Below are 13793 nucleotides of genomic sequence, written 5' to 3' on the forward strand. Positions count from 1 at the left end.
TGACCTTGTTGACGTTTGGCGGGCGTCCCCGTTGGCGTCGTGTCATCCCCGCTTCCTACACTGCGGCGATGCCGAACGTGATCGAGCCCCTGCCGGAGCGCCGTCTGAGCTGCCTCCTGGTGGCGGCGGGCCTGCTCGCGGGCGCGATGCCGGCCGCCGTCGCCGCGCAGGTGCCGGCCAGCGCGGTGCCGGACGCGTCACGCGAGCTGGTCGCTTTCACCGAGAACCTGCCGCCGCTGAACTATGCCGAGGCCGGCGAGGCGCGCGGCTTCAGCACCGAACTGCTGCGACTGATGAGCGCCGAGGCGGGCGTGCGACTGCGCATCGAGGTGCTGCCCTGGCAGCGCTCGGTGCAGGAGGCGGCGCGGCGCGCCGACAGCGTGCTGTTCTCGCTGGTGCGCACGCCGGAGCGGGAGCAGCAGTACCGCTGGGTCGGCCCGATCAGTCCGCGCCGGATCCTCGTGTACCGGCTGCGCCACCGCACCGACGTGCGCCCGGCCAGCCTCAAGCAGCTCAACGGGCTGCGACTGGGCGTGTCGCGCGATTCGGCCGCTGCCCGGCAACTGCAGGCGGACGGCCTGCGGCCGGACGTGGACCTGGAACTGGGCCTCGACGACGCCACCAACCTGCGCAAGCTGCTCGCCGGCCGCATGGACCTGATCGTGATGCTCGACTGGGCCGCGGCCTGGCACCTGCGTGCGCTGAAGCTGCCGTACTCGACCTTGACGCCGGTGCTGTCGATGGACGTGGACAAGGCCTACTGGTTCGGACTGCCGGCCGACAGCGACCCGGCGGTCGCGCTGCGCCTGCAGCAGGCGCTGGACCGCCTCAGGCGGGATGGGCGCTACGAGCGTCTGCGCCAGCAGTACTTCGACTGAGCCCCTCGGCGGGCACCGCCGGCAGGCAACCCAGGGACTCGAGCGTGCGCTCGACCGCGAGCTCCAGCGGCGTGTGCGGCACGCCACCGTCGCGGGCCAGTTCGGCCGCCAGGCGCGTCTGGCGCAGTCGCAGTGGCTCGCACCAGAGGTAGCGCATCTCGGCCAACTCGCGGAACAGCGGCACGACCGGCTGCGCCAGCCGCACCGCCCACCACGGGAAGCGGCCGATGCGCGGCGTGGTGCCGGCGCGGCGCTGGACGACCCGCTGGATCGCCGCGGCCATCTGCCGGCCGTCCGCGTCCCAGTGCCCCTCGAAATGGAAGGGCGCGAAGGCTGGCAGCGTGTCCCGGCGGGCGATCAGCGCGGCCATCGCCGCGGCGACGTCCGGCAGGTAGGCCCACTGGTGACCGACGCCGTCGCTGCCCGGCTGCTGGATCTGCCTGACCGGACGGCCGGGCGTCACCAGCCCCTGCGAGAACCAGTTGTTCGCCGCGCCCGGTCCGAAGAAGTCGCCCGCGCGCAGCACGATCGCCTGGAACTGGCCACGCACCGCGCCCTCGCGCAGGCGGCGTTCCATCTCCACCCGGATCGCACCCTTGCGGGTGAGCGGGCGCTGCGGCGCGTCCTCGGCCGGCTCCGGGAACACGTCGGGCCCGAAGTTGTAGACGGTCCCCGGCAGCACCACGGTCGCGCCGCGGGCAGTGGCGGCGGCGATCGTGTTGTCGAGCATCGGCAGCACCTGTTCATTCCAGCGGCGGTAGCCCGGCGGGTTGACCGCGTGGACGATCACGCTGCAGCCCTGCGCCGCACGCTGCACGGCCTGCGGATCGAGCGCGTCGCCGCGCAGCCAGTGCAGGCCGTCGCGGTGCTCCGCCTCGGCGGCCAGCCCCCGCTTCAGCGCACGCACGGTCCAGCCGGCGTCACGCAGCGCGCGGGCCACCGCGCCGCCGATCCCGCCACTGGCGCCAAGCACCAGGGCCGTCCGCTTCGCCGCCGCAGTCATCGCGGCCAGCATGCCGATCGCATCCATCGAGGTCATCGCATCCATCGTCAGCTCCTGGGGACCGTCCGGGTCCGGTTGGGTGAAGGCATGGGGCGGATTCTGGAAAACGGCGGCTTTCCTGAAAATTACCGAGCATCGATGGGCGGCTATACATTTCTGCATGGCTTCGACGATCGCTTGGGAGTGGTACCGCTCCTTCCTGGGGGTGCTGCGAGAGGGCTCGCTGTCCGGCGCGGCGCGGGTGCTGGACCTTACCCAGCCAACGGTGGGACGGCATGTGGCGGCGCTGGAGGCGCAGGTCGGGCAGTCGCTGTTCGTGCGCACCCCCGCCGGGCTGCTGCCGACCGAGGCGGCACTGGCGCTGCGTCCCTATGCCGAGGCGATGGACAGCACCGCCGCCGCGCTGGAGCGCACGGCGCGCAGCCACGGGGACGGCGTCCACGGCATCGTGCGGGTAACGGCCAGCGAAGTCGTCGGTGTGGAGATCCTGCCGCCGCTGGTGGCCGAGTTGCGCGAGCGCCATCCCGCGCTGGTCGTCGAACTGGTGCTGAGCAACAAGGTCCAGGACCTGTTGCGGCGCGAGGCCGACATCGCGATCCGCATGACCCCGCCGAAGCAGGAGCAGCTGATCGCGCGGCGCATCGGCGCGATCGAGCTCGGGCTGCACGCGCATGAGCGCTACCTGGCGGCGCGTGGGATGCCGGGTTCGCTGGAGGCGCTGGTCACCGGCGGACACGCGCTGATCGGCTACGACGACTCGCCGCCCTACGTCCGCGCACTGGCGCAGCGTTATCCGGCGCTGGCACGGGAGCGCCTGTCGGTGCGCGCGGACAGCGACCTCGCCCAGCTGGCGCTGATCCGCGCCGGCGCCGGCATCGGCGTCTGCCAGGTCGGGCTCGCGCAGCGCGATCCGTCGATCCGCCGCGTGCTCGCCGACGCCTTCAGCCTGCCGCTGGACACCTGGGTGACGATGCACGAGGACCTGCGCGACAGCCCGCGCTGCCGGGCCGTGTTCGAGGCGCTGGTGGCCGGCCTCGAGCGCCACGTCGCGACCCGCGCGTGACGGCCGTCGGGGCCGTCGGGGCCACCGGAGCCATCGCGGCCATGGCGGCGGCGAGCGCGGCCGGCCCGCGCGCCGCCTCCGCCGCGGGCCTCAGGGCTTGATGCTGTAGTTCGCCGGCACCCAGCGATAGCCCTTGCCGTCGGCGGCCACGTGGCCGATGCCGGGGAAGGACACATGCGCGATCGCCACCCAGTAACCCTTGCTCGCCGCATCCGCATAGGCCTTGCGGCGTTGCGGCATCGCGGCCTTCGAGTCGGTGTCGAAGACGATCGTCACCGTCGGATCCGGGAACTGCACCGCGGCGACGTGCATCAGGTCGCCCCACACCGCCAGCTTCTGGCCCTGGCTCTCGACCATGTAGACCGTGTGGCCCGGCGTGTGGCCATAGGCCGCATGCGCGCGCACGCCCGGCACCAGCTCGGTCTCGCCGCTGAACGGCTTGAGCCGGCCCGCGTCCTTGTAGGGCTTGAGCGCCGCGATCGCCGCGGCGAAGAAGTCCTTGTGCCCGGCCGGCGCCTGCGCGGCGTTGTCGGGGTTCAGCCAGTAGTCGGCGTCATGCTGGTCCATCCGCACCACCGCGTTCGGGAACACGGCCTGGCCGTCCTTGCTCAGCCCGGCCACATGGTCGGGATGCAGGTGGGTGATGTAGACCTCGTCGACCTGCTCGGGCTGGTAGCCCGAGGCCTTCAGGTTGGCGAGCAGCTTGCCGGTGGTCGGGCCGAAGACGCCATTGGCGCCGGTGTCGATCAGCACCAGCTTGGTGCCGGTGTTGATCAGGTAGCCGTTGATCGAGGTCTCCACCGGCGGCTTCAGGAACTGCTTGTTCAGCGCCTTCACGACGCTGCCCGGCTTGGCCTTGTCCATCAGTTGGTCGAACGGCAGATCGACGGTGCCGTCGCTGAGGGCGGTGACTTCGAAGTCGCCCAGCATCAGGCGGTAATAGCCCGGCGCCTGGGTCTTCACCTGCGGCGCGGCCGCCTGCACGCCAGCCGCCGCCAACGCGAGGGCCAGGCCGAGGGCGGCGAACTTTCCGGAACGGATCATGAGGAACCTCCTGTGCTTGTCATGTTGTGTCGAGAGGCGCGCCCGGCGCGCGTCGCGGATGTCCTGCGTTCAAGCAGGCGCGCAGCATAGCCACCAGGCCCGTGGCGCGCCTTCCCCGATCGGGAGAAGCACCGTGCACCCGCAGGAGATTCCGGTGACACGCGTTCGCTGTGCCGCTGTTGTGGCACGTCCTGGCCCCGCCCGTCAGCCTCGTGAAAGACGGCTGTAGCGTGATCCGAACCGATCCGGCCGCGCCTTGACGCAGGCCCCCGGGTTAGCCCTTGCGCAATGCTGCGTAAAGGGTTTTACGCTGTCGAGGGCGCCCGCCGGGGCCCTAAATTCCTGGCTCCACTACAGAGGCTCCGCACACCGGCGCCCACCCTTGCGCCGATGAGCAACCTCATCCTGGAGACACGCAAACTGACCAAGGAGTTCAAGGGCTTCACCGCCGTGGACTCCGTCGACCTGCAGGTGCAGCGCGGTCACATCCATGCGTTGATCGGCCCCAATGGCGCCGGCAAGACGACCTGCTTCAACCTGCTCACGAAGTTCCTGACGCCGACCCGCGGGCAGATCCTCTTCAACGGCCACGACATCACCGGCGAGAAGCCCGCGCAGATCGCCCGCCGTGGCGTGATCCGCTCCTTCCAGATCTCGGCCGTGTTCCCGCACCTGACGGTGCTGGAGAACGTGCGCATCGGGCTGCAGCGCTTCACCGGCACCAGCTATCACTTCTGGAAGGGCCTGAGCGGCCTGCGCCAGCTCGATGGCCGTGCGCTGGAGCTGCTCGAACTGGTGGACCTGCGCGACATGGCCACGCTGCGCGCCGCCGACCTGCCCTACGGCCGCAAGCGGGCGCTGGAGATCGCCACGACGATGGCGATGGAGCCGGAGCTGATGCTGCTCGACGAGCCGACGCAAGGCATGGGGCACGAGGACGTGGACCGCGTCACCGCCCTGATCAAGCGCGTCGCCGAAGGACGGACCGTGCTGATGGTGGAACACAACATGAAGGTGATCAGCAGCATCGCGGACCGCATCACCGTGCTGGCGCGGGGCGCGGTGCTGGCCGAGGGCGACTACGCCACCGTGTCGCGCCACCCCAAGGTGCTCGAGGCCTACATGGGTTCCGAGGCCGCCGAACTGCAGGGGGCGCACTGATGGCCCACGCGCTCGAGATCAAGGGCCTGCAGGCCTGGTACGGCGAGAGCCACATCCTGCATGGCATCGACCTGGCGGTTCCGCAGGGCCAGGTCCTGACGCTGCTGGGCCGCAACGGCGCGGGACGCACGACGACGCTGCGCGCCATCATGGGCCTGACCGACCGCCGCAGCGGCTCGATCAAGGTCCACGGCCAGGAAACCGTGCATCTGCCGACGCACCGGATCGCGCGGCTGGGCCTGGGCTACTGCCCGGAGGAGCGCGGCATCTTCGCCTCGCTCAGCACCGAGGAGAACCTTCGCCTGCCGCCGGCGCTCAAGGGCGGTCGCGGCAAGGTCATGTCCGAGGACGAGATCTACGCGATGTTCCCCAACCTGGCCGAGCGTCGGCACAGCCAGGGCACGCGGCTGTCCGGCGGCGAGCAGCAGATGCTGGCCGTGGCCCGCATCCTGCGCACCGGCGCCGACATCCTGCTGCTGGACGAGATCTCCGAGGGCCTGGCCCCGGTCATCGTCCAGGCGCTGGCCCGCATGATCACCGCGCTGAAGGCGCAGGGCTTCACCATCGTGATGGTGGAGCAGAACTTCCGCTTCGCCGCGCCGCTGGCGGACCACTTCGTCGTGATGGAACACGGCCAGGTGGTCGAGTCCTTCACCGCCGCGCAGCTCGAGAGCAAGCGCGCGCTGCTCGACGAGCTGCTGAGCGTGTGAGGCCCCGTGCGGTCACCGCGTGACCCCACCATTGATTTCGAGCTTCGAGTCTGAAACCCGCGTGGCCCGACGAGGCCGTTAGAAAAGGAGACAAGCGATGAAGACGACCCTCAAGACCCTTGCCCTGGCCTCGGTGCTGGCCTGCGGCAGCTTCGGCGCCCAGGCGCAGATTTCCGGCGACGTGGTCAGGATCGGCATCATCACCGACATGTCCAGCGTCTACGCGGACATCGACGGCGCCGGCGGCGTGGAGGCGATCCGGCTGGCCATCGCCGACGCGAAGGGCATGGCCGCAGGCAAGAAGGTCGAGCTGGTCTTCGCCGACCACCAGAACAAGGCGGACGTGGCCGCGTCCAAGGCGCGCGAGTGGTTCGACACCCAAGGCCTGGACCTGCTGATCGGCGGCACCAACTCCGGCACCAGCCTGGCGATGGCCAAGGTCGCGGCCGAGAAGAAGAAGCCCTTCATCTCGATCGGCGCCGGCACCTCGCGCCTGACCAACGAGGAATGCACGCCCTACACCATCCACTACGCCTACGACACGGTGGCCCTGGCCAACGGCACGGGCGCGGCGGTGACCAAGGCCGGCGGCAAGAGCTGGTACTTCCTGACGGCGGACTACGCCTTCGGCACCTCGCTGCAGGCCGACACCTCGGCGGTGGTGACCAAGTCCGGCGGCCAGGTGCTGGGCGCGGTGAAGCACCCGCTGAACGCGAGCGACTTCTCCTCCTTCCTGCTGCAGGCGCAGAGCTCCAAGGCGCAGATCCTGGGCCTGGCCAACGCGGGCGGCGACACGATCAACGCGGTCAAGGCGGCCAACGAGTTCGGCATCACCAAGACGATGAAGCTGGCCGGCCTGCTGATGTTCATCAACGACGTGCATTCGCTGGGCCTGAAGACGACCGAGGGCATGTACCTGACCGACAGCTGGTACTGGAACCAGAGCCCCGAGTCGCGCGCCTGGGCGCGCCGCTTCTTCGAGAAGATGAAGCGCATGCCCTCGTCGCTGCAGGCGGCGGACTACTCGGCGGTGGCGCATTACCTGAAGGCGGTCGAGGCGATCAAGACCGACGACGGCGACAAGGTGATGGCGCAGATGAAGGCCACGCCGATCAACGACTTCTACACCAAGGGCACGATCCGCAAGGAAGACGGCCGCGGCGTGCACGACATGTTCCTGCTGCAGGTGAAGTCGGCCAAGGAGTCCACCGAGCCGTGGGACTACTTCAAGGTCGTGACCCGCATTCCGGGCGACGAGGCGTTCACCAAGCTGGCCGATTCCAAGTGCCCGCTGGTCAAGAAGTGAGCTGAACCGGCCCCGGCGCGCCGCGCGGACCGCCCGCGCCCGCGCCGGTCCGTCGCGATGTCCAAGACGATGACGATGAGCGAAGACGCATGACCGACTTCTTTGGTGTCCCGCTGCCCGCGCTGCTGGGGCAGCTCCTGCTGGGGCTGGTGAACGGCTCGTTCTACGCGATGCTGTCGCTGGGGCTGGCCGTCATCTTCGGCATGCTGAACATCATCAACTTCGCCCACGGCGCGCTCTACATGATGGGCGCGTTCCTGGCGTGGATGGGGCTGGAGTACTTCGGCGTCAACTACTGGGCGATGCTGCTGATCGCGCCGCTGATCGTCGGGGTCTTCGGGCTGGTCATCGAGCGGCTGCTGCTGCAGTGGCTCTACAAGCTGGACCACCTCTACGGGCTGCTGCTGACCTTCGGGCTGACGCTGGTGATCGAGGGCGTGTTCCGGTCCTTCTTCGGCGTGGGCGGGCAGCCGTACTCGGCGCCGGAGGCGCTGCAGGGCGCCACCAACCTGGGCTTCATGATCCTGCCGAACTACCGGGCCTGGGTGGTCGTCGCTTCGCTGGTCGTCTGCCTGGGCGTGTGGGTGCTGATCGAGAAGACCTCGCTGGGCGCGACGCTGCGCGCCGGCACCGAGAACCCGAAGCTGGTGCAGGCCTTCGGCGTGAACGTGCCGCGGCTGGTGACGCTGACCTATGCGGGCGGCGTGGCGCTGGCGGGCTTCGCCGGCGTGCTCGCGGCGCCGATCCTGCAGGTGAATTCGCTGATGGGCTCCAACCTGATCATCGTCGTCTTCGCGGTGGTGGTGATCGGGGGCATGGGCTCCATCCTGGGCTCGATCCTGACCGGCCTGGGGCTGGGCGTGATCGAGGGCCTGACCAAGGTCTTCTATCCGGAAGCCTCCAACACCGTGGTGTTCGTCATCATGGCCCTGGTGCTGCTGGTGCGTCCCGCCGGCCTGTTCGGCAAAGAGAAATGAACAAGAAACCGCTGGGCTACGCCGCCCTGTTCATCGCCATCGCGCTGCTGCCCTTCCTGGGCGTGTATCCGATCTTCGCGATGAAGGTGATGTGCTACGCGCTGTTCGCGTGCGCCTTCAACCTGCTGATCGGCTTTACCGGGCTGCTGAGCTTCGGTCATGCCGCCTTCCTCGGTGCGGCGGCCTACGCGGCCGGTCACGCGCTGAAGGTGTGGGGCTTCCCGCCGCTGCTGGGCATCGCCTTCGGCACGCTGATGGCGGCGCTGGCGGGGCTGGTGTTCGGGCTGCTGGCGATCCGGCGCTCGGGCATCTACTTCTCGATGATCACGCTGGCGCTGGCGCAGATGCTGTTCTTCTACTTCCTGCAGGCGCCGTTCACCGGCGGCGAGGACGGCCTGCAGTCGGTGCCGCGCGGCAGCTTCCTGGGCATCAACCTGGAGAACGACAACGCGCTGTACTACCTGGTGCTGGCGATCTTCGTCTTCGGTTTCTGGCTGATCTACCGGACGGTGCATTCGCCGTTCGGGCAGGTCCTGACGTCGATCCGCGAGAACGAGGCGCGGGCGACCTCGCTGGGTTACGACGCGGCGCGCTTCAAGCTGATGGCCTTCGTGCTGTCGGCGGGGCTGGCCGGGCTGGCCGGCGCGACCAAGACGCTGGTGCTGGGCTTCGCGACGCTGACGGATGCGATCTGGACCACCTCGGGCCTGGTGATCCTGATGACGCTGGTGGGCGGCATGGGGACGATGGTCGGCCCGATCGTCGGCGCGCTGGTGATCATCGCCCTGGAGAACAAGATCGGCGACCTGGGCCAGTGGCTGGCCGGCGTGACCGGGATCCAGTGGTTCACCGGCCTGGGCGAATCGGTCAGCCTGGTGACCGGGCTGATCTTCATCCTGTGCGTGCTGGCCTTCCGTCGCGGATTGGTGGGCGAGGCCGGGGCGTTGTGGGAGCGACTGCGCAAGCCGGCGAATGCTCGATAAATCGAGCTTTAACGGCGTAAGGCTCGATTTATCGAGCATAGGCGACCGGCGGCGCTAGCGTTGGACAACGGATGCTCGTAATATCGAGCCTTAACCCACTTAAGGCTCGATTTCACGAGCATGAAAGTCGATCAGACCGCCGCCCTGCCCGGGCATTTACAGGCCGAAACCGCTCAGTTGGGCGAACTCATCGCACGGCTACGTGTGGCGCGACAGGTGAGGCAGGCCGATGCGGCCGTTCGTGCGGGTGTCTCGCGCAATACGGCCTACCGCATCGAACGCGGCGACCCCGGCCTTGCGATCGGCCAACTCCTGCGTTACCTCGATGCCATCGCGCCCGGCATGAGCTTGGCGGAGTTGCTGACTGAGCGCGATCCCGCGCTGGCACAACAGCAGCGTGAGGAGCAGCGCCAGCGCGTGCGCGGGCTTACCCAATCGGAACTCGAAGAGCTCGACTTCTGAGAACCGCGCCATGGCCGTGAATGACGCCAAGCTCACCGTCTTCGCCTACCTGGGCGCCGAATGGTCGCCCTGCGCTCAGTTGGTGCTGGAGGAACAGGACCACGAACTGCAGGGCTCCACGCTCGCTTACGGTCTCAACTACCTGAAGCGCCCCGACGCCATCGAGATCGACCCCGTCAGCCTCGCTCTGCGCGACCGCGATCGCGTGCGCGGGCAGCGTCTACGGCCTGTCAACGCCCTCCCCTTCTTCGGCGGCATCCGCGACGCTGCACCGGACGCCTGGGGGCGCCGGGTCATCGAGACCAAGCTCCGAGTACCAGCCAACAGCTTGCCGGAATCGCAGTACCTCCTGCACGCCGGCAGCGAACGCGTGGGTGCGCTCGATGTGCGAGGGTCGCTGACGGCGGGCCCCAGCGCGGGCGTCAGCACCTGGCACACGCTTGAGCATCTGATGGAAGCCGCGGAGCGCATCGAAGAAGGTGTCCCGGTGCCCGCCCATCTCGAAGCCATCTTCATGGACGGGACCGCATTGGGCGGCGCGCGGCCGAAAGCCTCGGTGCGGGACACCCAGGGCGTGCTCTGGCTTGCGAAGTTCAGCAGCCTGCACGATCGCATGGACATTCCCGCGATCGAATGCGCCGCCTTGCGATTGGCCAGCGAAGCCACGCTCACGGTGCCACCCGTGCGCATCGAGATGATCGGCGGCCGACGCGTCATGCTGATCCGCCGCTTCGACCGCTATTGGTCCGACGGCGGGCGGCTTCCTGATCTTGCCGACGATCCGACACTGCTGGTCAAAGGCCCTGGCGAGGGACGCCAGGAGCGACGCCTTGCCTTCAACAGCGGCCTGACCTGGCTCGCGTGCGACGAGACCGAATCACGCACGATGTCCTACGGCGACCTGGCCGGCGCGATTCGTCGCTATGGGCATCCGTCAGTGGTGCGCGCCAACAATGTCGAGCTCTTCAAGCGGATGGTCTTCAACATCCTCGTCAGCAACGACGACGATCATCTGCGCAATCACGGCTTCCTGTTGGACCCGCGGCTGGGCGGCTGGCGCCTGAGCCCCCTGTACGACGTGATGCCGCGTGCGAGCCTGGCGAGCGAACGGCTGCTGCATCTGGGCGTCGGACCCGAGGGCCGGGCGGCAACGCTGGACAACGCGCTGGCAGCGCATGCGGCGTTCACACTCTCGGAGCGGGATGCCGCCGCGGCGATCGATGACGTCTGGCGCGTCGTGCGCCAATGGCGCATGCACTTCGAGCGCTTCGGCGTAAGCGCCGAGCAGATGGATCGTGTCGCGACGGCCTTCCGCCACGTCGACGATGTCTCCACCGCAGCGCTCCGGCGCAAGCTGCCCTGAACGCTCCGCGCAACGCCGCCACATCCGCGGCGCGACAATCCCCGCCATGACTCCCGCCGCCCCCTCCTCCGCCGCGCCGTCGCGTCTCTCGCTGTACCTGAACCTGATCCGCTGGGATCGGCCGGCCGGCACCTACCTGCTGCTGTGGCCGACGCTCTCCGCGCTGTGGATGGCCGCCGATGGCTGGCCCGGCTGGCACCTGCTGCTGGTCTTCGCGATCGGCACCTTCCTGATGCGCAGCGCCGGCTGCGCGGTCAACGACGTCGCCGATCGCGACTTCGACAAGCACGTCAAGCGCACCGCCCAGCGCCCCGTCACCGCCGGGCTGGTGTCGGTGAAGGAAGCGCTGGTGCTCGGCGCTGTGCTGTCGCTGATCGCCTTCGGCCTGGTGCTGACGACCAATCCGCCCACCATCCTGCTGTCCTTCGCCGCACTCGCGGTGACCATCCTCTATCCGTTCACCAAGCGCTGGGTCTCGATGCCGCAGGCGGTGCTCGGCGTCGCGTTCTCCTTCGGCATCCCGATGGCCTTTTCCGCGGCGCTGGGCGGGCGCGAATGGAGCCTGCAGGCGATCGCCGCCTCGGTGCCGCTGTCGGCCTGGGGCCTGCTCGCCGCCAACCTCTTCTGGGTCCTGGCCTACGACACCGAGTACGCGATGGTCGACCGCGACGACGACATCCGCATCGGCATCCAGACCTCGGCGCTGACGCTGGGTCGCTTCGACGTCATCGGGGTGATGGCCTTCTACGTCGTCTTCCTCGCGCTGTGGGCGGCGCTGGGCCTGCGCCTGGGCATGGGCCACTGGTTCCTGGCCGGCCTCGCCGTGGCGGCGGCCCAGGTGGTCTGGCACTACACGCTGCTCAAGGACCGCAGCCGCGACGGCTGCTTCAAGGCCTTCCGCGAGAACCACTGGGTCGGCTTCGCCATCTTCGCGGGCACGGTGCTGGACCTGGCCCTGCGCTGAGCACGCCGGCCGCGCGCAATGACGAACGGGCGCCTCGAGCGCCCGTTCCCACATCCGGCCCGGCGAACGGCAGCGCTCAGGACAGCAACTGGACGATCATGTCCGGATGCAACGGCCAGCCGCCCAGGCCCGCCAGGCCCATCAGCAGACCGAACGCCGTCGGCACCATGGCGACCGCGAAGAGCGCCCACATCTGCGTGAGCGCGGTGATCGCCAGCAGCGCGATCGCGATGGCGAGCAGCGCATCGGACAGGTCGAACTGGTCGTCGCGGAAGTTCAGCGCGTCGTAGCGCTGCTGGTCGGCCTCCGCCTGCTTGCGCAGCTCATCCTTCTTGGCCGACTGCTCGGCGGCCAGCGTCTCGTAATGCGCGATCGCCTGGCGGTAGCCGTCGGCGGCGGATTCCGGCGCGCCGAGCGCCTGCAGCTTCAGCTGGGTCAGCGTCGCCTTGGCGATCTCCTCGCGGGCGTTGCGGGCCTGATAGAACGCCCAGTGGTCGATCTTGTCGGCCTGCGCCAGCTGCATGTTCTGGTTGATGTTGTCGTCCTTGACCTTGCAGATGCCCATGAAGGTCGCCAGCAGCGCGACCGTCACCGCCACAGCGGCGTTGAGCCGGGAGGGACGGTCGGCGGCCTCGGGCCGGTCCACGGCCTGGCGGGCGTTCTCGATCAGTTCTTCGGGGTCGATGTCCATCGGCACGGCATCCAGGAAAAACGAGCGGCCGCAGCATACCGAGCGAACCTGAGCGGGACCTGTACGGATCGCCGCGTCAAGCTGTCGGCCGTGTCGACGACATGAAGGACTCCCCCGGCGCTGAAGCCGACCGGCGGCAGCCCAGCGGTCTAGAGCCGGTCCACGCGCGCCAACGCCGCCACCAGGTCGGACTGCGTCAGGATCCCCACCAGCCGGGCCTCGTCGCCGACGATGGGGATGTGGTGATGCCCGGTGGCCGCGAACATCGGCACCAGGTCCGCCAGCGGGCGGTCCGCGCTCGCCACCCGCACCTGCCGGCTCATGATCTGGCCGACCACCTCGGCCTTGTCGCTGTGCGTCGAGGGCGTCGGGCGGATCAGCTGCCGCAGACGCGTCGCCCAGTCCTCGTGCAGGTCGAGCGCGGCGCCGCGCAGGAAGTCGGCCAGGGTCACGATGCCGACCACGCGCCGGGCGCGATCCACCACCGGCAACGCCTTGATGTGATGCGCCCGCAGCAGCGACCACGCCTCCTGCAGCGGCGTCCCCCATTCCACCGTCTTCACCTCGCGCGACATCACGTCGGCGCAGCGCAGCGTCGTCATCCGTCGGCGCGCCGCCAGCAGGCCCGCCTCGTCGACGATCGCCTGCAGGTCGTCGCGAGGAATGTCCAGCACCTGGTTGTAATGCGCCAGCACCGTCTCCAGGTCGGTGCCGCTGAAGGCGGTCGCCTCGCCCGCCGGACCGCCCCGGGTCGTCGCCGCGGTAGGCGCGGCCACCTGCGGGTGCGGGTAGCGCCGGCCGGTGACGCCGTTGTAGAGCATGCCCGCCGCGACCAGCAGCACCGAGTTCGGCAGCACCGTGTCGAGCGCGAAATGCCAGTCGTGCACGCCGGACAGCACCATCAGCAGCGCCGCCGCGCCGCCCGGCGGGTGCAGACAACGCAGCAGGAACATCAGGCCGATGGCGCCGCCGACGGCGATCGCCGCGGCCAGTTCCGGCACGGCGCCGAACAGGTGGACGCAGGCGATGCCCACCAGCGCCGACGCGGTGTTGCCGACCACCACCGCCCACGGCTGCGCAAGCGGGCTGGCGGGCACGCCGAAGACCAGCACCGCGCTCGCGCCCAGCGGCGCGACGAGCCTGGGCACGCCCGGCGCATGGCGCGACAGCAGCTCCATCAGGACCGCG

14 protein-coding genes are annotated in these 13793 nt (G+C 69.3%); 10 read left to right on the forward strand and 4 right to left on the reverse strand.

Annotated elements, in window-relative coordinates; translation table 11 throughout:
• Nucleotides 1–68: 68 nt before the first annotated feature.
• Nucleotides 69–878, forward strand: coding sequence for a substrate-binding periplasmic protein (locus CS062_RS10545; protein ID WP_158238743.1), 810 nt, complete (start codon nt 69–71; stop codon nt 876–878).
• Here CS062_RS10545 and CS062_RS10550 read toward each other — a convergent pair.
• Entirely contained in the window at nt 829–1890 is a 1062-nt protein-coding gene (locus CS062_RS10550; RefSeq protein ID WP_438270472.1) for an NAD-dependent epimerase/dehydratase family protein, read from the reverse strand. The two genes, CS062_RS10545 and CS062_RS10550, sit on opposite strands and share 50 nt — an antisense overlap.
• 151 nt (nt 1891–2041) lie before the next feature.
• Here CS062_RS10550 and CS062_RS10555 point away from each other — a divergent pair, with 151 nt between their 5' ends.
• Nucleotides 2042–2944: a LysR family transcriptional regulator gene (locus tag CS062_RS10555; RefSeq protein ID WP_099861607.1), complete on the forward strand. Its 903-nt coding sequence runs from the start codon at nt 2042–2044 to the stop codon at nt 2942–2944.
• A 90-nt stretch (nt 2945–3034) separates the two neighbouring features.
• Here the strand turns inward: CS062_RS10555 and CS062_RS10560 are convergent, their stop codons facing one another.
• Nucleotides 3035–3988, reverse strand: a complete 954-nt coding sequence (locus tag CS062_RS10560) for an MBL fold metallo-hydrolase (protein ID WP_099861608.1) — start codon at nt 3986–3988, stop codon at nt 3035–3037.
• A gap of 390 nt (nt 3989–4378) precedes the next feature.
• Here CS062_RS10560 and CS062_RS10565 point away from each other — a divergent pair, with 390 nt between their 5' ends.
• The 8 genes from CS062_RS10565 (at nt 4379) to ubiA (ending at nt 11914) form a co-directional block, all read left to right on the forward strand.
• Entirely contained in the window at nt 4379–5149 is a 771-nt protein-coding gene (locus tag CS062_RS10565) for an ABC transporter ATP-binding protein (RefSeq protein ID WP_099861609.1), read from the forward strand.
• Nucleotides 5149–5859: an ABC transporter ATP-binding protein gene (locus tag CS062_RS10570; RefSeq protein WP_099861610.1), complete on the forward strand. Its 711-nt coding sequence runs from the start codon at nt 5149–5151 to the stop codon at nt 5857–5859. The genes CS062_RS10565 and CS062_RS10570 overlap by 1 nt, the downstream gene beginning before the upstream one ends.
• A gap of 97 nt (nt 5860–5956) precedes the next feature.
• Nucleotides 5957–7165, forward strand: coding sequence for an ABC transporter substrate-binding protein (locus CS062_RS10575; protein ID WP_099861611.1), 1209 nt, complete (start codon nt 5957–5959; stop codon nt 7163–7165).
• An 89-nt stretch (nt 7166–7254) separates the two neighbouring features.
• Nucleotides 7255–8142: a branched-chain amino acid ABC transporter permease gene (locus tag CS062_RS10580; protein ID WP_099861612.1), complete on the forward strand. Its 888-nt coding sequence runs from the start codon at nt 7255–7257 to the stop codon at nt 8140–8142.
• Nucleotides 8139–9125 (forward strand): branched-chain amino acid ABC transporter permease, encoded by a 987-nt coding sequence (locus tag CS062_RS10585; RefSeq protein WP_099861613.1) that lies wholly within the window; start codon nt 8139–8141, stop codon nt 9123–9125. The genes CS062_RS10580 and CS062_RS10585 overlap by 4 nt, the downstream gene beginning before the upstream one ends.
• Before the next feature lie 120 nt (nt 9126–9245).
• The gene (locus CS062_RS10590) at nt 9246–9587 is read left to right on the forward strand and encodes a helix-turn-helix domain-containing protein (RefSeq protein WP_099861614.1); all 342 of its coding nucleotides are present in this window, start codon (nt 9246–9248) and stop codon (nt 9585–9587) included.
• A gap of 10 nt (nt 9588–9597) precedes the next feature.
• Nucleotides 9598–10950 (forward strand): type II toxin-antitoxin system HipA family toxin, encoded by a 1353-nt coding sequence (locus tag CS062_RS10595; protein WP_099861615.1) that lies wholly within the window; start codon nt 9598–9600, stop codon nt 10948–10950.
• A 46-nt stretch (nt 10951–10996) separates the two neighbouring features.
• A complete protein-coding gene (ubiA, locus tag CS062_RS10600; protein WP_099861616.1) occupies nt 10997–11914 on the forward strand; it encodes a 4-hydroxybenzoate octaprenyltransferase in 918 nt (305 codons plus the stop codon).
• Nucleotides 11915–11990: 76 nt separating this feature from the next.
• Here the strand turns inward: ubiA and CS062_RS10605 are convergent, their stop codons facing one another.
• Together CS062_RS10605 and CS062_RS10610 are read right to left on the reverse strand one after the other, a co-directional pair.
• Complete coding sequence (locus CS062_RS10605; protein ID WP_099861617.1) at nt 11991–12605, reverse strand: DUF4337 domain-containing protein; 615 nt, start codon at nt 12603–12605, stop codon at nt 11991–11993.
• Between the two features lie 149 nt (nt 12606–12754).
• The coding region (locus tag CS062_RS10610; protein ID WP_099861623.1) for an HPP family protein at nt 12755–13793 on the reverse strand (1039 nt) is incomplete at its 5' end.

The sequence above is a fragment of the Roseateles chitinivorans genome, from assembly GCF_002761755.1.
Classification (GTDB): Bacteria; Pseudomonadota; Gammaproteobacteria; order Burkholderiales; family Burkholderiaceae_C; genus Roseateles; species Roseateles chitinivorans.

Bases quoted from the DNA above. Each gene is read 5' to 3' on its own strand.
- CS062_RS10580 (WP_099861612.1), top strand. From the start codon at position 7,255: ATGACCGACTTCTTTGGTGTCCCGCTGCCCGCGCTGCTGGGGCAGCTC.
- ubiA (WP_099861616.1), top strand. From the start codon at position 10,997: ATGACTCCCGCCGCCCCCTCCTCCGCCGCGCCGTCGCGTCTCTCGCTG.
- CS062_RS10570 (WP_099861610.1), top strand. From the start codon at position 5,149: ATGGCCCACGCGCTCGAGATCAAGGGCCTGCAGGCCTGGTACGGCGAG.
- CS062_RS10585 (WP_099861613.1), top strand. From the start codon at position 8,139: ATGAACAAGAAACCGCTGGGCTACGCCGCCCTGTTCATCGCCATCGCG.
- CS062_RS10565 (WP_099861609.1), top strand. From the start codon at position 4,379: ATGAGCAACCTCATCCTGGAGACACGCAAACTGACCAAGGAGTTCAAG.
- CS062_RS10545 (WP_158238743.1), top strand. From the start codon at position 69: ATGCCGAACGTGATCGAGCCCCTGCCGGAGCGCCGTCTGAGCTGCCTC.
- CS062_RS10555 (WP_099861607.1), top strand. From the start codon at position 2,042: ATGGCTTCGACGATCGCTTGGGAGTGGTACCGCTCCTTCCTGGGGGTG.
- CS062_RS10605 (WP_099861617.1), bottom strand. From the start codon at position 12,605: ATGGACATCGACCCCGAAGAACTGATCGAGAACGCCCGCCAGGCCGTG.
- CS062_RS10560 (WP_099861608.1), bottom strand. From the start codon at position 3,988: ATGATCCGTTCCGGAAAGTTCGCCGCCCTCGGCCTGGCCCTCGCGTTG.
- CS062_RS10595 (WP_099861615.1), top strand. From the start codon at position 9,598: ATGGCCGTGAATGACGCCAAGCTCACCGTCTTCGCCTACCTGGGCGCC.
- CS062_RS10590 (WP_099861614.1), top strand. From the start codon at position 9,246: ATGAAAGTCGATCAGACCGCCGCCCTGCCCGGGCATTTACAGGCCGAA.
- CS062_RS10575 (WP_099861611.1), top strand. From the start codon at position 5,957: ATGAAGACGACCCTCAAGACCCTTGCCCTGGCCTCGGTGCTGGCCTGC.